The following is a 19540-nucleotide window of genomic DNA, read 5'->3' on the forward strand; positions in this document are numbered from 1 at the left end:
AGACAGACCAACAGAGAGCGCATGTATCTGCGCCGTCCCAGACCCAGTCGCGATGCAACTGGTGGGCTCTGCGGGTGTTACCCACAGTGTACGCGCAAACCGCCGACAACGCGGCGTCAGCGCCGCGTTGCGGAGTCTTTCTCAGTCACCTTGATGAGAATGCCCGACGCGATGAACACGAGCGCGGCGACGTACTGAAGCCCGAGCCAGAGGTCGGGCATCCCGAGGTCGATCGGGAATACCGGATTCCACAGCACGGCGATCGGCGCGAGGCCGATGATCCACCACCACTGCCGCGCCTGCCAGGCGAACACGGCCACGATGAGGGCGAATATCGACACGACGTAGCGGATGACGATGAAGCCGTCGCTCTCGATGAGCGCGACCCCGACGAGCAGGGCTACGACGGCGAGCAGGGCGGGAATGAGCGCCGTGCGCCGGGAGCGGGTGGGATAACGGGCGCTGCTCACCGGGACAGTCTACGGAGGCCCCCGGCCTACCGCGCGCGCCCGGCCCCGGCTACGCTGTGCCTCGACCGTGGCACTTTCCGCGAAAGGGTTTCGCTATGGGCTTCTTCGACGACATCGCGCAGGGATTCCGCAAGCTGACGGGAGGGGTCGACGAGGAGCTCCTCGCCACCGGCACCCTCGCGCGCGGCGAACTGCTCGGCATGACCCCCTCTGGCACGACCATCCAGGTGATGAACGGCCTGGTCGAGCGCAACTGCACATTCGTGGTGCGCGTGCTCATGGACCGCACGCCGCCGTGGGATGTGCAGATCACCCAGCGCGTGCAGGAGGTGCTGATCCCGCAGCTGAGCCGGCCCGGCGTCTACCTCGCCGTGCGCGTGGACCCGGCCGACCACTCCCGCGTCGCCATCGACTTCGCGAGCGAGCCGCCGGAGGTCACCCTCCCGGAGTCGACCGGCCCGGGCAGCGCCGCGGAGATCCTCGCCACCGGCAAGCCGATCACCGTCGTGCTCGTCGCCGACCAGGCGCTCGGGATGACGAGCGCCAAGGGCGACCCCGTGCACGCGCTCACCCTCACCATCGCGACCGGAGTCGACACGCCGTACCAGATCCAGGTGGGCAACGCCGTGCCGGCGAGCGCGCTGCCGCTGGTGTACCCGGGCTCCAAGCTGCACGCCAGGCTGGGCGCCGGGCCCAACGACGTCGTTGTCGACTGGGCCGCCGGACCCGTGAAGGACGGGGCTTAGGCTGGCAGCATGACGCTGAACTCGAACTACCCGGGCGCGGTTCGCATGGCCCCCCGCGGCAAGCTGGAGGGCCCCGAGCGCGGGCTCGACGCCCTCGTCGGGCTCGTGATCCTCGTGGCCGAGCTCGCGATCGGGCTGATGGCGATCTTCGCCCTGTTCACTGCTGGAGCCGCCGCCGGCGCCGACAGCCCCGCCAAGATCGACCAGCTCGAGGCGGGCTACGGCATCGCCCTGTTCGGCTCCGGGATCGTCGTCGTCATCACCACGCTCATCTACCTCGTGCGCGTGATCGCGGGGCGCCGCAGCTGGCCCGCGCCGCTGTGGGGCGTCATCCTCATGACGGCCGCCCTGATCGTGGGCTACCTCGTGATGGCGGCCTAGCGCCGGCTAGACGCCACCGCCTCCACCGCCGCCACCGCCGCCGCCCGACGACCCGCCGCCGCCGGAGCCCCCGCTCGAGCTGCTCGACGAGCTGCCCGAGTAGGACGCCGCCGCGGTGGACGAGAGCGACCCGATGCTCGCGGCGAAGAGCCCGGCATTGAACGCCCCCGAGCCCGAGTAGTAGTCCGGAGCCTGGTCGACGTAGTACTTGCCGAGCTCGACCGCCCACTCCTTCTCGAGGTTGAACAGCACCGCGTAGGGCAGCAGCTTCTCGTAGACCTTGACGACGTTGTCCGCCTGCTTCTCCGCGCCCGTCGGACTCTGGAGCATCTGCAGCCGGTCGGCTTCGGCGAGCCGGATGTAGAGCTCCAGCCCCTCGAGGTGGTCGCGCAGCTCGGCGCCCTTGTCGGTGAGGGGCGTGCGGGAGAGGAGCCCGAACACGAGGAGCGCAGCGAGCACCGACACTCCGAGCAGGATGCCCGGCACGATGCCGCCGACCGCGCCGTCGAGCAGGCTCACCCCGGCCACGAAGCTGGCCACGCCAGAGAGGATCACGAGGAGGGTGGGCAGCGCCGCGAGCTTGGCCTGCCCCTTCTTCCGCAGTCCGTCCGTCGTAGCAGCGGTCGTGGCGCTCTTGATGATGCCGCGCACCTTCTCACTGAGCACGGTGTCCTTGCCGCTCATGAGGTAACCGGTGGCGGGCTTCAGCTCGTGGCCGAACAGCGACCGGGCGAGGCTCAGCTCGGGACCCTCCAGCCCCGCGGGGTCGACGAGCTCGAGCAGGTAGGTGCTCCCGCGCGCGAGGAAGCCCTCCTTCGGCTTCTCGACGATCCTGATCCGCCGGTTCACCGCGAGGTCGACGAAGGCAGCGGCCGCACCCCGGCCGGTCTTCTTGAGCAGCACCGAGGCGGTGAACGGGTCCATCCCCTTCGGCGGCGAGTACTCGGCGATGATCGTGGGCCTGCCGCGCCCGTCCGCCAGCGCGGTGCGGCGCAGCACCACCGCCCAGCCTGCGGCGATCACGCCGCCCGCCGCCGCGATCAGCTGCAGGAACGACAGCGGCGAACCGAAGAACGAGTCGTCCCGCGGCACGAAGGTGTGCGGGGCGAACCCGATGGAGACCGTGACGTTCTCCCGCGGCGCGAGCTGCTGCACCGAGCTGGTGAAGACAGTGCCGCCGTCCTCGTCCGTCGTGGCCAGGTCGCAGGACTGCTGCTCGCCCTCGGTGCCGCGGTAGCACGCCGTCTCTCCCGTCAGAGCTCCCGCCAGCGACTCGGGCACGTGCACCCGCGCCGTCGCCGAGCCGAACGGCTGGTCGAATCCCGTGCCGTTCGTGTCCCAGTAGAACTCGTCGTCGTCGGTGTTGGCGAAGTACCGCGTCACGTTGTGCTGCGTGTAGGTGAAGACGTAGGTCTGGGCGCCGTGCACGCACTCGTCGGCCCGGCTCGTGACAAGCAGGAACTCGTTGTCGTCGTCGTTCTCGGTCTCGAACGGGCGCGGATTCCCCTCCCCGTCCGTCACCGACTGCACCTCGACATCCGTCGGCGCCCCCTGGTACTCGAGCGGGATCGCCCGGCGCATGCCCTGGTTCTGGTCGATGTCGGGGAACTGCGCCACGAAGGTCTCGACGGTCGTGAGCGTCGAGCGGCCGTTCTCGTCCACGTCGAGGTAGAAGTCGGCGTCGTAGCTCTCGAACGAGAAGTCCGCGTCGTCGCCCTGGTCGCACGAGGCCGCGCTGGCTGCCGAGGCGGGCGCGGCGACCCCGAGGAGGGGCAGGGAGGCGAGGGCGACTGCTGCTGCGAACGGGGCAAGGCGCTTCATGCGCTCAAAACTAGCGGGTGGATGCGCTGGGTAGAGTCGAAGCATGACTCCCAAGGCCGCCGTGGCGAGGTTCCAGGCGCTCGTGCGCATTCCCACGATCTCGTACCCGGACGAGTCGCTCATCGACTGGGCGCAGTTCGACACCTTCATCGCGACCCTCGCCGAGCTCTACCCGCAGGTGCACGCGCGCCTCGACCGCGACGTGGTGGCCGGGCACTCCCTCGTGTTCCGCTGGCCGGGCCGCTCGGACGCCGAGCCCGCCGTGCTCATGGCGCACTACGACGTCGTGCCCGCCACCGACTTCGGGTGGAAGCACCCGCCGTTCGCCGCCGAGCTCAGCGGCCGGGGCGCCGACGAGCTCATCTGGGGCCGCGGGACGCTCGACAACAAGGGCTCGGTCGCGAGCATGCTCGAGGCGGTCGAGTTCCAGCTGACCGCGGGCCTCGTGCCCCGGCAGGACATCTACCTGGTGTTCACGCACAACGAGGAGTCGGCGGGCAATGCGGCCCCGGCCGTCGTCGACCTGCTCGAGAGCCGCGGCATCCGGCCCGCGCTCGTGCTCGACGAGGGCGGTGCCGTCGTCGAGGGCGTGTTCCCGAGCGTCGACTCCCCCGTCGCGGTCGTCGGCGTCACCGAGAAGGGGCAGGCCGACCTCCGGCTCGTCGTCGAGGAGCAGGGCGGGCACGCGTCCACCCCGCCGAGGACCACCGCCACGGTCCGGCTCGCGAAGGCCATTGTGCGGCTCAACGAGCGCCCGTTCCCCGCACGGTTCAGCGATACCGCCATCGAGATGTTCCGCACGCTCGGCGACCACGCGACCGGGCGGATCGGCTGGGCCTTCCGCCACATCGGCCTCACGCGCGGACTGCTGCTGCGGGTGATGGCTCGGTCGGGCAACGAGCTCAACGCGATGGTGCGCACCACGCAGGCCGTCACGGTGCTCACCGCCGGCCAGGCCCCCAACGCCCTCGCCGAGCGGGCCGAGGCCAACGTGAACGTGCGGATCGCCGTCGGCATGTCGATCGAGCAGGTCGTGTCGCACGTGGAGAAGTCGATCGGCGACGACCAGGTGCGGGTGGAGCTCGTGCACGGCACCCCGGCGCCGCCGACCTCGCTGCTCTCCGGGATCGGCTGGGAGGTCCTGCGCTCTACCGTCGAGGCGGTCTACCCCGGCACGATCGTCACGCCCTACGTGCAGAACGGCGCGACCGACAGCCGGCACTTCACCCGCATCTCCCGCGCCGTCTACCGGTTCTCGCCGTTCGAGATGTCGAAGGAGGAGCGCGACACCCTGCACGCCAAGAACGAGCGGATGCACGTCGCCACGTTCCTGCGCGGAGTGGAGTTCTACAAGTCCCTGGTGGCGGCGCTGTGAGCGGGTTGAGTAGGCCGCCCGCGGCCGTATCGAAACCGCTGGCCCTGCGAGGGGTTTCGATACGAGCGCTAGAGCGCCCCACTCAACCTGCCTACTGCTCCCGGATGATGCTGATCGGCCGGGACATCGGCGGTGCCTCGTCGAGGCGCTCGAGCGCCGGTCGCAGCTCGGAGAGCCACGCCTCGTAGCCGGCCGCCGTGAGGTGCAGCTTGTCGTCGGAGAACTCCGGCGAGATCTCGTTCGTGCCGAGTGCCAGCGCCGGCCACAGGTCGAGGTACTGCGCGTTCACGCTCGGCGCGAACTGGCGCAGGTGGCGATTGGCATCCTGCACGCGATCGGCGAACTCGGCCCCGCGCGGCATGATCGACTGCACGAGCATGCGCGTGCCGGGCAGTCCCCGGCGCAGTGTCACGAGCAGGTACTCGATATTGCGCACCAGGTGCTCGACCGACTTGCGCTGCCCGAGGTCGTTGGTCCCCACGAGGAGGGCGACGGCATCCGGATGCAGGTCGACCACCTCGTCGATGCGCTCGATGAGGTCGTCCGTGGTGTTGCCGCCCACCCCGAGGTTGTGCGTCTCGCGGTCCGGGAACCAACTCTCCCAGTTCCCGTGGGCAGTAATGCTGTCGCCGACGAAGGCGATGCTCGAGCGGGTTTCGATCGTGCTGTCGTCACTCACCTCTCCATCATGCGCCCATCCCGCGCCGGTTGCCAGCCGGGGCCGAGCTTGGGGCATCGTCGCCGCTGCTGGCTACGCCACCGCGCTGTCGATCTCCGACCGCGTCGGTATCGAGGGCACGGCGCCGGGCTTCTGCACCGACAGGGATGCCGCGGCCACCGCGAACCGCAGCGCGCGGTCAAGGGCAGCGCCCTCGGCGAGCAGGGCGGCGAGTGCCCCGCAGAACGTGTCACCGGCTCCGGTGGCGTCGACAGCGGACACCGTGGGCGCCGGCACGCGCACCTCGCCGCCGTTCTCGTGGGCGACGGCGCCCGCGGCCCCGAGCGTCACGATCACGACCGGCGCGAGCGTCTCCACCGCAGCGCCCCGCGCGAGGAAGGCGCCCTCGTGCTCGTTGACGACGAGGATGTCGACGTTCTCGAGCAGCTCCGCCGGGAGGTCCCGGATCGGCGCAGCATTGAGCAGAACGCGCGTCTCCGCTGCTCGCGCGGCTCGGGCAGCGGCCGTGACGGTGGCCAGGGGGATCTCGAGCTGGAGCACCAGGACGTCCGCCTCGGCGATGGCCGCGGCATCCCGTGCGCGAAGTTCGAGAAGCGCGTTGGCACCGGCCTCGACGATGATCGTGTTCTCGCCGGAGTCGTCGACGGCGATGAGCGCCGTCCCCGTGGGGGCGTCGGCCTGGCGCAGTCCGTCGGTCGCGATGCCGTCGGCCGCGAGCCCCTCGCGGATCGAGGCTCCGAACGCGTCGTCGCCGATGGCGCCGATGAACGCCGTCGCGGCTCCCGCGCGGGCGGCGGCGACGGCCTGGTTCTGGCCCTTGCCGCCGAGCGCGATCGAGAGGCCGTGCGAGAGGACAGTCTCGCCCGGTGCCGGGATCGCTGTGACCCTGAACACCTGGTCGACGTTGGCGCTTCCGACGATGACTACTGACGCTGCTGCTGGCACACGTTCACGGTACCGGTCGCGGGGGCCCGGCTGCCGCCTTCCCGATAGCCGAGAGTGCAGTTCGACGCAGTGGGACAGCCGCACCACTGCGTCAAACTGCACTCTCGGTGGCGCTGGCGGCCGGGGGCGGCAGGCGGGAGGCGGCGGGCTCAGGCCGCAGTGCGGGCGTGCTCGGTCCTGCCCACCGCCGCCTGCGTGATGCGGTTCGCCATGCCCTTGAAGATGACGCCGTGGAACGGCAGGATCGCGTACCAGTAGAGCCGCCCGGCCAGGCCGGTCGGGAAGAACACGGCCCGCTGGTGGTAGGTGCTGCCGCCCGCCGGGTCCGCTGTCGTCGTCATCTCGAGCCAGGCGAGGCCCGGCACCTTCATCTCGGCGCGCAGGCGCAGCAGGTGGCCGCGCTCCAGGGTCTCCACCCGCCAGAAGTCGAGGGCCTCCCCCACGGCGAGGCGCGAGGCATTGCGGCGGCCGCGGCGCAGTCCGACGCCGCCGACGACCTTGTCGGCCCAGCCGCGCAGGGCCCACGCGAGCGGGAACGAGTACCAGCCGTTCTCCCCTCCGATGCCCTCGACGACCGCCCAGAGCCGCTCCACGGGCGCCGCCGAGTGCACCTCGCGCACGTCGGTGAACACCGTGTGGCCCGTCCAGTCCGGGTCGCTCGGGATGAGGTTGCTCGGCGCCCCCGCGATCGAGGAGTTCTGCCAGCTCGTCTCCACCTCTCCGTCGCGCATCTTCGCGAGGGCGAGCCGCACGGCCTTGCGGTAGCCCGTGAGGCCGCCCTCCGGGTCCGGGATGTACTGGGCGATGTCGTGCTCGGAGGCGACGCAGTCGAACTGGAGCGACTCGATGATCGGCACCGCGAGCGCTCGCGGGATGGGCGTCACCAGGTTCACCCACTGCGACGCGAGCCAGGGCGTGAGCACCGGCAGCGAGGCGATCGGGCGCTGGTGCAGCCCGGCCTCGACGGCGTAGCCGTTCATCATCTGGCCGTAGCGCAGCACGTCGGGCCCGCCGATGTCGAACGTGCGGTTCACGTCGGCCGGCAGGTCCACCGCCGAGGCCAGGTAGTACAGCACGTCGCGCACCGCGATCGGCTGGATGAAGTTGCGCACCCACTTCGGTGCCGGCATGTACGGCAGCACGTCGGTGAGGTGCCGGATCATCTCGAACGAGGCGGAGCCCGAGCCGATGACCACCCCGGCCTGGAAGGCGGCGGTCGGCACCCCGGACTCGAGCAGAGCGCGCCCGACGAGCTCACGGCTGCGCAGGTGGCGGCTGAGCCGGTCGACAGGGACATCGGGATGCAGCCCGCCGAGGTACACGATCCGCTTGACGCCGGCCGCCGCCGCGGCGGACGCGACGTTCCGGGCCGCCGTGAGCTCCGCGCGCTCGAAGTCGCCCTTGGCGCCCATCGCGTGCACGAGGTAGTAGACGACGTCGATGCCCTCGACCGCCGTCGCGACGGCCGCGGCATCCGTGAGGTCGCCGGTGACGACCTCGACACCGGACGCCCAGGGCGCGTCCCGCAGTTTGACCGGGTCGCGCACGATCACCCGCAGGTCGTGGCCTGCCTCCGCGAGCCGGGGCGCGAGGCGCCCGCCGATGTAGCCGGTGGAGCCGGTGACGAGGATGCGCATGGCCCAACGCTACGCGGGAGGCATGCGCACCCAGGGGGCCTTGACAGTCAGATCAGCGACTTGGTGTGCCAGACCGTCTTCGTCTCGGTGAACGCCACAATCCGCTCGAGCGACGGCGCGGGCGCGCCCGCCACCGGCGCGATCACGCGCTTGAGCGTGTCGGCGGCAATGACCTGGAGGTCAACCCAGTCGAGGTTCTCGGCGCCGGCGAGGTCGATCGCGTTGACGTCGGCGTGGCCGGCGAGCCAGGGCGCGATCTCCTTCGGCGAGCCGGTGAGGATGTTGACGACGCCGCCGGGGACGTCGCTCGTCGCGAGCACCTCGGAGAGGCTGATCGCCGCCAGCGGCGCCGCCTCCGACGCCACGACCACGACCGTGTTGCCGGTGAGGATCGCCGGTGCGACGACCGCCACGAGGCCCAGCAGGGAGTCCCCGTCCTGCGGCGCGATGATCGCGACCACCCCGGTGGGCTCGGGGGTCGAGAGGTTGAAGTACGGCCCGCTCACGGGGTTGCCGTTGCCCGCGACCTGCACGTACTTGTCGGCCCAGCCGGCGTACCAGACCCAGGCGTCGATGGCGGTGTCCACCTGCTTGGCAGCGGCGGCCTTCGTCAGGCCCTCGCTGCCCACGAGCTCCTCCACGAACTGCTCGCGGCGGCCCTCGAGCAGCTCGGCGATGCGGTAGAGCACCTGGCCGCGGTTGTACCCGGTGGCTCCCGACCAGCCGGGGAGGGCCGCACGGGCCGCCACGACGGCGTCACGGGCATCCTTGCGGCTCGCCAGCGACGCGTTCGCGAGGAACTCGCCCTTCTTCGAGAGCACCTCGTAGGTGCGGCCGCTCTCGCTGCGCGGGAACTTCCCGCCGATGTAGAGCTTGTAGGTCTTGGGGACTGCTAGGCGGGTCACTTGCGGCCTCCTTTGGCCTCGATACGCGCTGGTGCGCTACTCGACCAGCCTGAGCTCTCGAGGTAGGCGGCAAGGCCGTGGCGGCCGCCCTCGCGCCCGTAGCCCGACTCCTTGTAGCCGCCGAAGGGGCTCGCCGGGTCGAACCTGTTGAACGTATTGGCCCAGATCACGCCGGCGCGCAGCTGGTCGGCGACCGCGAGGATCTTCGACCCCTTGTCGCTCCAGATGCCCGCGGAGAGCCCGTAGGGCGTGTTGTTCGCCTTGGCGATCGCCTCGGCGGGGGTGCGGAACGTCAGCACCGACAGCACCGGCCCGAAGACCTCCTCGCGCGCGATGGTGGACGACGTCGACACGTTGTCGAAGATGGTCGGGGCGAACCAGAAGCCCTTATCCGGGATGACGCAGTCCGCCGTCCAGCGGTCCGCGCCCTCCCGCTCGCCGATGTCGCTCAGCTCGCGGATGCGCTCGAGCTGCTCGCGGGAGTTGATCGCGCCGATATCGGTGTTCTTGTCCAGCGGGTCACCCAGGCGCAGAGTCGAGAGGCGCGTCTTGAGGCGGTCGACGACCTCCTCGTGGATGCTCTCCTGCACGAGCAGTCGCGAACCGGCGCAGCACACGTGGCCCTGGTTGAAGAAGATGCCGTTGACGATGCCCTCGACCGCCTGGTCGATGGGGGCGTCGTCGAACACGATGTTCGCGGCCTTGCCGCCGAGCTCGAGCGTCACCTTCTTGCCGGTGCCCGCGACCGACTTCGCGATCGCGCGGCCGACTGCCGTGGATCCCGTGAAGGCGACCTTGTTGACGTCGGGGTGGTTGACGAGGGCCTCGCCCGTGTCACCCGCGCCCGTGATGATGTTCACGACGCCGTCGGGCAGCTCGGCCTGCTGGAGGATCTCCGCGAAGATCAGCGCGCTGAGCGGCGTGGTCTCGGCGGGCTTGATGACGACCGTGTTGCCCGCGGCGAGCGCCGGGGCCACCTTCCACGCGAGCATGAGCAGCGGGAAGTTCCACGGGATCACCTGGGCGGCGACGCCGAGGGCGCGCGGGCTCGGTCCGAGGCCCGCGTAGTCGAGCTTGTCGGCCCAGCCGGCGTAGTAGAAGAACCACGCGGCGACGAGCGGGACGTCGACATCCCGGCTCTCCTTGATGGGCTTGCCGTTGTCGAGGCTCTCCGCGACGGCCAGCTCGCGGGCGCGCTCCTGCACCAGGCGCGCGATGCGGAACAGGTACTTGCCGCGGTCGGCGCCGGAGAGCCTGCTCCACGTGCGGTCGTAGGCCCGGCGGGCGGCGGCGACAGCGGTGTCGACGTCCTTAGCGTTGGCGTTCGCGATCTCGGCGATCGTCTTCTCGGTTGACGGCGAGATCGTCTGGAACGACTTGCCGTGCCCCTTCACGAAGGCTCCGTCGATGAAGAGCCCGTAGCTCTTCTGCAGGTGCAGGATGCTGGTGGACTCCGGGGCGGGAGCGTAATCCAGGAATCGGGAGGTCTTGGCTACTTCGGTCATCTCAGTCAATCGTCACGTAGTCGGGGCCGGAGTACCGGCCGGTGGTGAGTTTCTGGCGCTGCAGCAGCACGTCGTTGAGCAGCGAGGAGGCGCCGAAGCGGAACAGGTGCGGCTGCAGCCACTCCTCACCCACGGTCTCGGCGACCGTCACGAGGTACTTGATGGCGTCCTTCGAGGAGCGGATGCCGCCCGCCGGCTTCACGCCGATGCGCTCGCCCGTGAGCTTGTGCCAGTCGCGCACGACCTCGAGCATGAGCAGCGTCACCGGCAGGGTCGCCGCGGGGGCGACCTTTCCGGTGGAGGTCTTGATGAAGTCGCCGCCCGCGAGGATGGCGAGCCACGACGCCTTGCGCACGTTGTCGTAGGTGTTGAGCTCGCCCGTCTCGAGGATCACCTTGAGGTGGGCGTAGGTGCCGTCCTCGCGGCGGCACGCCTCCTTGACCGCGACGATCTGGTCGAACACGAGGCCGTACTTGCCGGCGAGGAACGCGCCGCGGTCGATGACCATGTCGATCTCGTCCGCGCCGTTCGCCACCGCGTCGGCGGTGTCGGCGAGCTTGACCGGCAGCGATGCCCGGCCGCTCGGGAACGCGGTGGCGACGGCGGCCACGTTGATGCCGTCGTCCTTGCCGTTCGACCACGAGGAGCCGAGCGCCTCGACGGCGGCCGGCACCATGTCCCCGTACACGCAGACAGCCGCGACCCGCGGGGTGCCCGGGTCCGACGGGTCGGGGTTCACCGCCTTGGCGACGAGCGACCGGACCTTCCCGGGGGTGTCGGCGCCCTCGAGGGTGGTGAGGTCGATGAGCTTGATGATGGTGTCGAGCGCCCACGCCTTGGAGGTCGTCTTGATCGAGCGGGTGCCGAGGCCCGCCGCCCGCTGCTCGAGCCCCACGGCATCGACGCCGGGGAGCCCTTCCAGGTGGAGCTTGAGGCTCTTCTCGGTGAGGTCTGCACCGATGAGGTCCGTCGCGCGCTGGGCCGGAGCCAGGGCGGGCGGTCGCGGCTCTTCTGACACACGCCGTAGGGTGTTCGTGTTCACCCACCCACTCTACTGAGGGCCGTCGCGAGAGACCCGCTATCCGGCAGAGTTGGCAGCAGCGTCGAGGTACTCAGTCCACGCTTCGTGCCGGTCGCGCTCCCAGTTCGCCCAGTCGACGGGATGCCCGTGCAGCAGCTCGTCGAGCTGATCGAGTGCGGTCATCCAGTCGGCGATGACGCGCGGGGCGAACGCGGGCTCGATCTCGAGATCGACCCGCACCACGAGCCGGGTGCTCGTGCCGCGGCTCCCGCCGGGCACCTCGTCGAGCTCGAAGCGCAGGAGGCCCATCGTGGTGGTGTCGACGTGGAGGCGGTCGAGCGCCTGCAGTGCGGTGATGCGGCCGAGAGACTCGGGCTGCCCGACCCGGTTCAGCCACCGCAGGTTGTACTCCCCGCCCGCCACGGGGGTGATCACGGCCTCCGCGAGCCAGCCGGAGACGAGGTCGGAGTCGAGAAGCGCATCCCACACGATCACCGGGGAGAACTCGAGGTCGCGCGTGAATGCCAGTTCCAGTACGCCCATTCCCCCACTGTACTTTCGCGCGCCCCTAAGCTGTCCGAGTGAGTTCTCCCGCAACCCCCGCGCGCCGCCGCAGCATTCCCGCTGTGGTCGTCGACCTGATCGTCTCCGCCGCGGCCCTCGTGTTCGCCCTGGTCTTCGGCCTCGCGTCCATCTACTACGGCGGCCAGTTCTCCGGCTTCGCGCTCGAGTGCGGTGCGGGACCGTACGCCGGCGTCCAGTGCAACGGCACCGTGCTCGGTATCGCGACCTACGGACTGCTCATCGTGACGGTGCTCGCGTTCTGCATCGCGCTCGGCATGACGATCGTGCGGATCATCCAGAAGCGCTTCACCTTCTTCTGGCCGGTGGGCGCCCTCGTGCTGATGATCGCCGCGTTCTACTTCTTCACGTGGCTCGCGAGCCAGACGGCCCCGACAGCATGACCGCCTTCGCCCTCGCCGTCGACCTCGGCGGCACGAAGATCGAGGCGGCCCTCGTGGACACGGCGGGCACCGTGCTGGCGGGGAGCAGGTTCCGCGCCCCCACGGGCCGCGCGTCGTCGAGCGAGCAGCTCGCCGCGAGCGCCGACTCCGTGGTCTCGCAGGCCCTGGCAGCGCTTCCGGACGGCTCGGACCTCGTCGGCGTGGGAATCGGCAGCGCGGGCCCGATCACGGTCGACCGCGGCCTCGTCTCCCCGCTGAACCTGCCGAGCTGGCGCGACTTCCCGCTCCGGGACCACGTCGCAGCACTCGTCGCGTCGCTGCACGGCGCGGAGGTGCCCACGGTCCTGCGCATGGACGGCGAGTGCATCACCCTCGCCGAGCACTGGGTCGGCGCCGGGCAGGGCGTCGACAACCTGATGGGGATGGTGGTCTCCACCGGTATCGGCGGCGGGCTCATCCTCGGCGGCATGGCGATCGCGGGCCCGACCGGCAACGCGGGCCACATCGGCCACGTGGAGGTGGGCGGCTTCGACGAGGCGTGCCTGTGCGGCGGCACCGGGTGCGTGGAGGCCGTGGCATCCGGCCCCAACACCGTGCGCTGGGCGCGCAGCCAGGGCTGGGTGGGCGAGACCGGCGAAGACCTGGCGGCCGGTTACGCGGCCGGGGACGAGATCGCGATCACGGCCGTGCGCCGCTCGGCGCGGGCGATCGGGCAGGCCATCGCCTCGGCGACCGCGCTCGTCGACCTCGACGTCGTCGCCGTGGGCGGCGGGTTCTCCCACGTCGCGCCGGACCTGCTGGACTACGTGCGCGAGGCGATCGCGAAGCGCGCTGCCTTCCCCTTCGTGGCGAAGGTACGGGTGATCCCGTCCGGTCTCTCGGGCGAGGGCCCCCTCATCGGCGCCGCGGCCCTGGTGCACCGCGCCGACTTCGTCGCCTAGCGGCTCCGGCGCGCGGGGCCGCGCACCGCTCCGCCCATGCGGACCTTTCGACACCATGCGCCCGCCGAAACCACCGCATGGGGTCGAAGGCTCCGCGCCGAGTAGGAGCAGGAGGACCGGGAGGCTCACGACAGCCCGGCTAGAGCCCGAGCTCGTCCTCCACCATGACCGGCTTCGCGAGCATCGCGGCCGAGATCAGGGTCAGCAGTGTCGTTGCGAGCAGGAACGCGAGCGGCACGGTCCAGCCTCCGGTGAGGTCGTGCAGCAGCCCGATGAGCAGCGGGCCGAGAGCGCCGAGAGCGTATGCGATGCCCTGCACGAACCCGCTCAGGGCGATCGAGCCCTCGTGCGAGCGGGTGCGCAGGTTGATGAGGACGAGGCAGAGCGGGAAGACGATGGGGCCGCTGCCGACGAGCAGCACCCACAGCCAGGTAGCCGCGCCGGGCGCGAGGAGCAGCCCGAGGTAGCCGGCGACGTAGCTCCCGACGGCGGCGGCGAACACCCACCCGATGTTCTTCACGCGGGTCGCGAGCACCGGGGCGAGGAGGCCGGCGGGCAGTCCGATGATCCCGAACAGGGCGACCAGAGCGCCCGCCTGGGCCGGGCTGGCGCCCGCCGTGTCGATGACGATCTCGGGCAGCCAGGCGAAGAGCGCGTAGACGTTGAGAGCGGTCATGGCGAAGGCGAGGGCGATCGCGCGGGCGACCCGCGACCGGGGCATCCGGCCGAGGAGCGCCTGCGACACCACCGGGACGACTCCCTCGGCGAGGGAGCGGCGGTGCTGCAGCAGCACGATGACCCACGGGATCAGCGCACCGACGGCGAGCACCGCCCACGCGCCGATCGTGACGCGCCACCCGGCCGACTCCGCGAGCGGCGCGGCGATGAGCGGCGGCACCGAGGCGCTGATCGACATGAGGGTGACGTAGGTGCCGGTGAGCAGGCCGACACGGTCGGGGAAGTACTTCTTGATGACGGGCGGCAGCAGGATGTTCGCGAAGCCCATTCCCGCGAGCGCGAGCACACTGCCGAGCACGAGCACGCCGTAGTTCGGGGCGATGCCGCGCAGCACCGGCCCGACCACCATGGCCGCGCACGCGAGGACTGTCGTGAGCTCGAGTCCGATGCGCCGCGCGACGACAGGGGCGAGGAAGCCGGATGCGGCGAAGGCGAGGGGCGCGAGCATCCCGAGCAGGCCGATGCCGATGCTGTCGAGCGGGATGTCGCCCGAGACGTAGGAGAGGATCGGCGACAGCACCGCCACCGCCGTGCGCAGGTTCAGGGCGAGCAGCACGATGCCGATGACGGCGGCGGCGCGCCCGGCCCACGGGGGCCGCACGGCGACCGCGGTCACGGGCGGGCGAGCCCGAGCACGTCGCGGATGCGCAGCTCGTCCGCGCCCATCTGCTCGGCCAGGGCGTCCGGGCCCGAGAACTTGCGCATGCCGCGGATGTACTCGACGAACGACAGCTCGCCCGTGCTGCCGTACAGGTCGAGCCCGGCCTGGTCGATCGCGTGGGCCTCGACAGTCTTGTCGGGCACGCCCTCGAAGGTCGGGTTGTTGCCGATGGAGACCGCCGCCGGGTAGCGCACGCCGTCCACGGTGAGCCAGGCCGCGTAGACGCCGTCGGCGGGCACGAATCCCTCCACCACGGGCGAGAAGTTCGCGGTCGGATAGCCGAGCGTCCTGCCGCGCTCGAGGCCGTGCACGATCTCCGCGCGGATAGTCGGCACGGCGCCCAGGAGGCGGGCCGCCCCCTCCACGTCGCCGGCGTCGAGCAGCTCGCGCACCCAGGTCGAGGAGACCCTGCGGTCGCCCTCGAGCGAGACGTCGTCCATCACCACGACCTCGAAGCCGTGCTCCGCCCCGAGAGTGCGCAGCAGGTCGACATTGCCGCTGCCCCGGACGCCGAACCTGAAGTCGCGGCCGACGAGCACCACGCGCGCGTGCAGGGACTCGACGAGGATGCCCGTGACGAAGTCCTCGGGCGGGCGCTCGCTGAACTCCCGGTCGAAGGTGACGACGAGGGCTGCGTCGAGCCCGGTCCCCTCGAGCAGGTCGAGCTTCTGGGCGTTGCTGGTGAGCGGTGCCGGGCACTCCGCGGGCTTGAGCAGACTGAGCGGGTTGCGGTCGAACGTGAGCACCGTCGAGACGAGGCCCCGCTCCGCTGCGAGCTCCTCGAGCCGCGCGATCACGGCGCGGTGGCCCGCGTGCACGCCGTCGAACTTGCCGATCGTGATGGCGCTCGGCCCGAAGTCGGCGGGAACCTCGTCGACCGAGAAGTAGCGGAGCATCAGGCCGCCGCCGAGGGGCGCCGCCGGTAGAGCCAGATCATTCCGAGAACGGGCAGGACGAGCGGGATGAAGAGATAGCCCATGCCGTAGGCGGACCACACGGAGGGATGCGCGAACAGGGCGGGGTCGACGAGGCTGAGCGTCCCCACGGTGAGCACACCGGCGAGCTCGAAGGCGAGCGTGGCCCACGCGACGCGGTACCAGGTGCCGCTGCGCTGCAGGAGGGCGACCGTCGCGACGATGTACACGACCCCCGCGACCGCGGAGAGGGTGTAGGCCACCGGTGCGTCGGAGTACTTCGTCGCGATCTGGTACGCCGAGCGGGCGGTCGCCGCAAGGGCGAGGATCGCGTACACCGCGATGAGGACGCGACCGGCGCCGACCGCGCGGGAGGGAGCTGTGTTGGACATCGCTCCAAAGCCTATTCGCGCTAGCCGACCTGCACGAACCAGATCTGCCCCATGCGGTACACCATGACCGCGATCGCCAGGCAGGCCACCCCGAGGACGGCCGTGCTCCACCGGCCGCGGTCGACGAGCGCCCAGATCACCGCGGCGGGCGGGATGAGCACCGCCGAGACGAGGTAGATCCAGAACTCGACGAGATCGCCTGTCGGGGGGTTGCCGGAGAGCGGCGCGGCGATCGCGATCACCACCTGCACGACGAGCAGCACCTCCACGAGCGCGACGGCCCCGAGCGTGTAGTCGTTGGGCTTGCGGCCTGCGAAGCCGGCGATGAGCGCGAAGAGCCCGGCGGCAACCGCCACCGCGATCTCCGCGTACTGGAACCACGCGATCATGCGCCCACCTCCACGGGGAAGTTCACGAGCACGTGGGCGCGGCCGCCGACGTTCTCGACAAGTCCGACCAGGCGCCCGTCGGGAGCGACGGCGGCGAGGGTGCCCGGCCCGGTGGTCCCGAGCGCGATGCGCTTGCCGTGCCCGAGGTCTGCCGCGAGCTCGGCACTGAGGTCGACGCGCTCGAACAGCCGGGTCGCGACATCCGCGGGCCTGAGCATGCGCGCCGCGAGGTCGTCGTCGAGGCCGGATGCCCCCTCCACCCCGAAGGGCCCGATGCGCGTCCGGCGGAGCGCCGTGAGGTGCCCGCCGACCCCGAGGGACTCCCCCAGGTCGCGCGCAAGGGCGCGGATGTAGGTACCGGAGGAGCACACGACGCGCACGTCGAGGTCGAGCCACTCGGCGGCCGGGTCCGTCGAGAGCCGCCGCGAGCGCAGTACCTCGAACTCGGAGACCGTCACGGGCCGCGCGGGCAGCACGACCTCCTCCCCCTCGCGTACGAGGGTGTAGGCGCGCTTGCCGTCGACCTTGATGGCGCTCACCGAGCTCGGCCGCTGGAGGATCTCGCCCGTGAAGGCCGCGATCCCGGATGCCACGGCCGCCTCAGTCACCCCGGAGACATCCGTGTGCGGGCCGAGCTCGCCCTCGGCGTCGTCCGTGTTCGTGCTCGCGCCGAGGCGGATCGTCGCCGTGTACTCCTTGTCGAGCCCGACCACCCAGGTGAGCAGCCGCGTGGCACCGTTGACGCCCAGCACCAGCAGCCCCGTGGCCATGGGGTCGAGGGTGCCGGCGTGGCCGACGCGACGAGTGCCGATGGCCTTGCGGGTGCGCGAGACGGCGTCGTGGCTCGTGATCCCCTGCGGCTTGTCGACCAGGAGCACGCCGCTCGCGGGATTCGCGGGAGGCTTCACCATCAGCCGGCGGCCCGCTGCGACGAGCCCAGCTCCAGCAGTACATCGAGCTTCTGCGGGAGGGCGGCGCACAGCATCTCGTTCGCGGCGTCGCTCGTCTCGAACTCGTCGCTCATCCGCAGGCCCACGAGGGTGTTGAGCAGCATCCCGCCCTCGAGGAAGCGGTTGGCCTCCTCGGGGTCGAACCCCGCCTCCTCGCGCAGGAAGGCGTAGACCTCGAGGAACCCCTGGCGGGCGCGCGGCCCGATCACGGGGTCGCCTCCCAGGACGAAGGAGTGCATGAGGGAGAGCAGCAGGCCGCGCTGGCGCAGCAGCTCGACGTAGGCGGAGCCGAGCCGGTGCGTGAGGTCGTGGGTGCCCGCGGCGAGCACCGCCCGGAAGCTCTTGAGGATGAAGACGAGCGCCCTCTCGATGACCTCGATGAAGAGGCGCTCCTTCGTGCCGAACATGCGCACGACGTAGGGCTGGCTCACGCCCGCGGCCTTCGCGATCTGGTCGGTCGTGGCGCCGTAGTAGCCGAACTGGCCGAAGACGCCGGTCGCGGCCTCGAGGATCAGCTCGCGCCGCTCCTCGGACTTCATGCGGGGTACGGGCTGGTGCTCGACGGTACTGTCCACAGGCATGCTTGACATGGTATCAGTCGATAACTAATGTCGTCATGTAATCATTCAATTACCTATTCTTTGGAGTCCGCATGTCGCAGACACTCGAGGCACCGGTGGAGGCCGCAGCGCCGGCCCGCCGCGCCATCCCCATCTGGCTCGCCATCATCGCGGCCTCGCTGCCGATGTTCATGGCGACGCTCGACAACCTCGTCATGACCAACGCCCTCCCCACGATCCGCGGCGACCTGGGCGCCTCGGTCGAAGAGCTGCAGTGGTTCGTCAACGCCTACACGCTCAGCTTCGCGAGCTTCATCCTCATGGCAGCCGCCCTGGGCGACCGGTTCGGCCGCCGGACGGTCTTCGTCGCGGGCATCGCGGTCTTCACGCTCGCCTCGGTGTTCTCCGCCCTGAGCACCGAGCCGTGGATGCTCATCATCGGCCGCGCGGTGCAGGGGTTCGGCGCCGCCGCCATCATGCCGCTCTCGCTCACCCTCCTGGTCGGCTCCGTCTCCACCAAGTTCCGGCCGCTCGCGATCGGGATCTGGGGCGGCATCTCCGGGCTGGGCGTCGCCCTCGGCCCGCTCATCGGCGGCGCCGTCGTCGAGGGCATCAGCTGGGAGGCCATCTTCTGGATCAACGTCCCGGTCGGCATCATCGCCGTTCCGCTCGCCCTCGCCGCCCTCCCCAACACCTTCGGGGCGCGCGTGCGGGCGGACATCGTCGGGCTCCTCCTCGTTGCGATCGGCGTTCTCGGCCTGGTCTTCGGCATCGTGCGCGGCAACGACGCGGGCTGGGACAGCGTCGAGGTGATGGGCTCCCTCGGCCTGGGCGCCGCGCTTATCGCCGCGTTCATCTGGTGGGAGAACCGCTCGCCCGCGCCCCTGCTGCCGCTGCGCCTGTTCCGCGACCGGAGTTTCACCGTCGCCAACGTGGTCGGGCTCACCTTCAGCTTCGGCATCTTCGGCGCGATCTTCATCCTGATCCAGTACCTGCAGGTCGTGCAGGGCTACACCCCGCTCCAGGCCGGGGTCGCGACCATGCCGTGGACCATCGCCCCCATGTTCGTCGCACCCCTGGCCGGATTCATCGCCCCGCGCGTCGGCACGCGCATCCTCATCGTCATCGGCCTCGCACTGGAGGCGATCGCGCTCGCGTGGCTCGGCCTCACCATGACCGCCACCACCCCGTATCTGGAGATGCTGCCGGCCTTCGCGATCGCCGGTGTCGGCATGGGGCTCGTGTTCGCGCCGCTCTCGACCGCCGTGCTCGCCACCATGAAGCAGGACGACCACGCCAAAGCCAGCGGCACCAACTCCACCCTGCGCGAGATCGGCGTCGCGCTCGGCATCGCCGTGCTGACCGCGGTGTTCGTGGGTGCGGGCGGCTCGCTCACCCCGACCGGTTACGTGGATGCCGCGATCCCGGCCGTCTTCGTCGGAGCCGGTGCCCTCGCGCTCTCCGCGGTCATCTCGCTCGTGCTGCCCGCAGGGCGCGCAGCCCGCACCTCCCCGTCGGGGACGGCCGCCGCCCCTAGTATCTGAG

21 protein-coding genes are annotated in these 19540 nt (G+C 70.8%); 6 read left to right on the forward strand and 15 right to left on the reverse strand.

What is annotated here, in order from left to right; genetic code table 11:
- Nucleotides 1–116 precede the first annotated feature (116 nt).
- Nucleotides 117–470, reverse strand: a complete 354-nt coding sequence (locus AC1RTC_RS05605; protein WP_493154489.1) for a DUF6804 family protein — start codon at nt 468–470, stop codon at nt 117–119.
- A 95-nt stretch (nt 471–565) separates the two neighbouring features.
- Here AC1RTC_RS05605 and AC1RTC_RS05610 point away from each other — a divergent pair, with 95 nt between their 5' ends.
- Both AC1RTC_RS05610 and AC1RTC_RS05615 read left to right on the forward strand, forming a co-directional pair.
- On the forward strand, nt 566–1216 hold the full coding sequence (locus AC1RTC_RS05610; RefSeq protein ID WP_493154490.1) for a hypothetical protein: 651 nt from the start codon (nt 566–568) through the stop codon (nt 1214–1216).
- A gap of 9 nt (nt 1217–1225) precedes the next feature.
- Nucleotides 1226–1597: a hypothetical protein gene (locus tag AC1RTC_RS05615; RefSeq protein WP_493154491.1), complete on the forward strand. Its 372-nt coding sequence runs from the start codon at nt 1226–1228 to the stop codon at nt 1595–1597.
- Between the two features lie 6 nt (nt 1598–1603).
- On the opposite strand, the gene AC1RTC_RS05620 is transcribed toward AC1RTC_RS05615, so the two are convergent.
- Nucleotides 1604–3418 (reverse strand): DUF2207 domain-containing protein, encoded by a 1815-nt coding sequence (locus AC1RTC_RS05620; RefSeq protein WP_493154492.1) that lies wholly within the window; start codon nt 3416–3418, stop codon nt 1604–1606.
- Between the two features lie 43 nt (nt 3419–3461).
- Between AC1RTC_RS05620 and AC1RTC_RS05625 the strand changes: the two genes are divergently transcribed.
- On the forward strand, nt 3462–4793 hold the full coding sequence (locus AC1RTC_RS05625; protein ID WP_493154493.1) for a M20/M25/M40 family metallo-hydrolase: 1332 nt from the start codon (nt 3462–3464) through the stop codon (nt 4791–4793).
- 91 nt (nt 4794–4884) lie between these two features.
- Here AC1RTC_RS05625 and AC1RTC_RS05630 read toward each other — a convergent pair whose 3' ends face one another.
- From AC1RTC_RS05630 to AC1RTC_RS05660, 7 genes are all read right to left on the reverse strand, one after another.
- On the reverse strand, nt 4885–5472 hold the full coding sequence (locus tag AC1RTC_RS05630) for a GDSL-type esterase/lipase family protein (RefSeq protein ID WP_493154494.1): 588 nt from the start codon (nt 5470–5472) through the stop codon (nt 4885–4887).
- 72 nt (nt 5473–5544) lie between these two features.
- Nucleotides 5545–6417, reverse strand: coding sequence for a ribokinase (locus AC1RTC_RS05635; RefSeq protein WP_493154495.1), 873 nt, complete (start codon nt 6415–6417; stop codon nt 5545–5547).
- A gap of 149 nt (nt 6418–6566) precedes the next feature.
- Nucleotides 6567–8054 carry an SDR family oxidoreductase gene (locus tag AC1RTC_RS05640; RefSeq protein ID WP_493154496.1) on the reverse strand — a complete coding sequence of 496 codons (1488 nt, stop codon included), beginning with the start codon at nt 8052–8054 and terminating at the stop codon, nt 6567–6569.
- A gap of 47 nt (nt 8055–8101) precedes the next feature.
- The gene (locus AC1RTC_RS05645) at nt 8102–8959 is read right to left on the reverse strand and encodes an aldehyde dehydrogenase family protein (protein WP_493154497.1); all 858 of its coding nucleotides are present in this window, start codon (nt 8957–8959) and stop codon (nt 8102–8104) included.
- Nucleotides 8956–10464, reverse strand: coding sequence for an aldehyde dehydrogenase family protein (locus tag AC1RTC_RS05650; protein ID WP_493154498.1), 1509 nt, complete (start codon nt 10462–10464; stop codon nt 8956–8958). The genes AC1RTC_RS05645 and AC1RTC_RS05650 overlap by 4 nt, the downstream gene beginning before the upstream one ends.
- Before the next feature lies 1 nt (nt 10465).
- Entirely contained in the window at nt 10466–11425 is a 960-nt protein-coding gene (gene deoC, locus AC1RTC_RS05655) for a deoxyribose-phosphate aldolase (RefSeq protein WP_493154779.1), read from the reverse strand.
- A gap of 117 nt (nt 11426–11542) precedes the next feature.
- Entirely contained in the window at nt 11543–12028 is a 486-nt protein-coding gene (locus AC1RTC_RS05660) for an SRPBCC domain-containing protein (protein WP_493154499.1), read from the reverse strand.
- A 38-nt stretch (nt 12029–12066) separates the two neighbouring features.
- Here AC1RTC_RS05660 and AC1RTC_RS05665 point away from each other — a divergent pair, with 38 nt between their 5' ends.
- Both AC1RTC_RS05665 and AC1RTC_RS05670 read left to right on the forward strand, forming a co-directional pair.
- Entirely contained in the window at nt 12067–12450 is a 384-nt protein-coding gene (locus AC1RTC_RS05665) for a hypothetical protein (protein ID WP_493154500.1), read from the forward strand.
- Nucleotides 12447–13391 (forward strand): ROK family protein, encoded by a 945-nt coding sequence (locus tag AC1RTC_RS05670; protein ID WP_493154780.1) that lies wholly within the window; start codon nt 12447–12449, stop codon nt 13389–13391. The genes AC1RTC_RS05665 and AC1RTC_RS05670 overlap by 4 nt, the downstream gene beginning before the upstream one ends.
- Before the next feature lie 139 nt (nt 13392–13530).
- On the opposite strand, the gene AC1RTC_RS05675 is transcribed toward AC1RTC_RS05670, so the two are convergent.
- The 6 genes from AC1RTC_RS05675 to AC1RTC_RS05700 are packed head-to-tail and all read right to left on the reverse strand — an operon-like array spanning nt 13531 to nt 18016.
- Nucleotides 13531–14745, reverse strand: coding sequence for an MFS transporter (locus AC1RTC_RS05675; protein WP_493154501.1), 1215 nt, complete (start codon nt 14743–14745; stop codon nt 13531–13533).
- Nucleotides 14742–15686 (reverse strand): bifunctional riboflavin kinase/FAD synthetase, encoded by a 945-nt coding sequence (locus AC1RTC_RS05680; protein ID WP_493154502.1) that lies wholly within the window; start codon nt 15684–15686, stop codon nt 14742–14744. The genes AC1RTC_RS05675 and AC1RTC_RS05680 overlap by 4 nt, the downstream gene beginning before the upstream one ends.
- Nucleotides 15686–16096, reverse strand: coding sequence for a hypothetical protein (locus AC1RTC_RS05685; RefSeq protein ID WP_493154503.1), 411 nt, complete (start codon nt 16094–16096; stop codon nt 15686–15688). Before AC1RTC_RS05685 ends, AC1RTC_RS05680 begins: the two co-directional genes overlap by 1 nt.
- Before the next feature lie 20 nt (nt 16097–16116).
- Nucleotides 16117–16485, reverse strand: a complete 369-nt coding sequence (locus AC1RTC_RS05690; RefSeq protein ID WP_493154504.1) for a hypothetical protein — start codon at nt 16483–16485, stop codon at nt 16117–16119.
- On the reverse strand, nt 16482–17396 hold the full coding sequence (gene truB / locus AC1RTC_RS05695; protein WP_493154505.1) for a tRNA pseudouridine(55) synthase TruB: 915 nt from the start codon (nt 17394–17396) through the stop codon (nt 16482–16484). The genes AC1RTC_RS05690 and truB overlap by 4 nt, the downstream gene beginning before the upstream one ends.
- On the reverse strand, nt 17396–18016 hold the full coding sequence (locus tag AC1RTC_RS05700; protein WP_493154506.1) for a TetR/AcrR family transcriptional regulator: 621 nt from the start codon (nt 18014–18016) through the stop codon (nt 17396–17398). The genes truB and AC1RTC_RS05700 overlap by 1 nt, the downstream gene beginning before the upstream one ends.
- Nucleotides 18017–18087: 71 nt before the next feature.
- On the opposite strand from AC1RTC_RS05700, the gene AC1RTC_RS05705 reads away from it, so the two are divergent.
- Nucleotides 18088–19539: a DHA2 family efflux MFS transporter permease subunit gene (locus AC1RTC_RS05705; RefSeq protein WP_493154507.1), complete on the forward strand. Its 1452-nt coding sequence runs from the start codon at nt 18088–18090 to the stop codon at nt 19537–19539.
- The last annotated feature ends 1 nt before the right edge of the window (nt 19540 follow it).

It is taken from the genome of Rhodoglobus sp. GW821-FHT12B09 (assembly GCF_058809925.1).

What these genes read in the sequence shown, in the direction of transcription:
- AC1RTC_RS05610 (WP_493154490.1), top strand. Translation starts at nt 566, where the DNA reads ATGGGCTTCTTCGACGACATCGCGCAGGGATTCCGCAAGCTGACGGGA.
- AC1RTC_RS05615 (WP_493154491.1), top strand. Translation starts at nt 1,226, where the DNA reads ATGACGCTGAACTCGAACTACCCGGGCGCGGTTCGCATGGCCCCCCGC.
- AC1RTC_RS05620 (WP_493154492.1), bottom strand. Translation starts at nt 3,418, where the DNA reads ATGAAGCGCCTTGCCCCGTTCGCAGCAGCAGTCGCCCTCGCCTCCCTG.
- AC1RTC_RS05625 (WP_493154493.1), top strand. Translation starts at nt 3,462, where the DNA reads ATGACTCCCAAGGCCGCCGTGGCGAGGTTCCAGGCGCTCGTGCGCATT.
- AC1RTC_RS05640 (WP_493154496.1), bottom strand. Translation starts at nt 8,054, where the DNA reads ATGCGCATCCTCGTCACCGGCTCCACCGGCTACATCGGCGGGCGCCTC.
- AC1RTC_RS05650 (WP_493154498.1), bottom strand. Translation starts at nt 10,464, where the DNA reads ATGACCGAAGTAGCCAAGACCTCCCGATTCCTGGATTACGCTCCCGCC.
- AC1RTC_RS05660 (WP_493154499.1), bottom strand. Translation starts at nt 12,028, where the DNA reads ATGGGCGTACTGGAACTGGCATTCACGCGCGACCTCGAGTTCTCCCCG.
- AC1RTC_RS05670 (WP_493154780.1), top strand. Translation starts at nt 12,447, where the DNA reads ATGACCGCCTTCGCCCTCGCCGTCGACCTCGGCGGCACGAAGATCGAG.
- AC1RTC_RS05680 (WP_493154502.1), bottom strand. Translation starts at nt 15,686, where the DNA reads ATGCTCCGCTACTTCTCGGTCGACGAGGTTCCCGCCGACTTCGGGCCG.
- AC1RTC_RS05685 (WP_493154503.1), bottom strand. Translation starts at nt 16,096, where the DNA reads ATGTCCAACACAGCTCCCTCCCGCGCGGTCGGCGCCGGTCGCGTCCTC.
- AC1RTC_RS05690 (WP_493154504.1), bottom strand. Translation starts at nt 16,485, where the DNA reads ATGATCGCGTGGTTCCAGTACGCGGAGATCGCGGTGGCGGTTGCCGCC.
- truB (WP_493154505.1), bottom strand. Translation starts at nt 17,396, where the DNA reads ATGGTGAAGCCTCCCGCGAATCCCGCGAGCGGCGTGCTCCTGGTCGAC.
- AC1RTC_RS05700 (WP_493154506.1), bottom strand. Translation starts at nt 18,016, where the DNA reads ATGCCTGTGGACAGTACCGTCGAGCACCAGCCCGTACCCCGCATGAAG.
- AC1RTC_RS05705 (WP_493154507.1), top strand. Translation starts at nt 18,088, where the DNA reads ATGTCGCAGACACTCGAGGCACCGGTGGAGGCCGCAGCGCCGGCCCGC.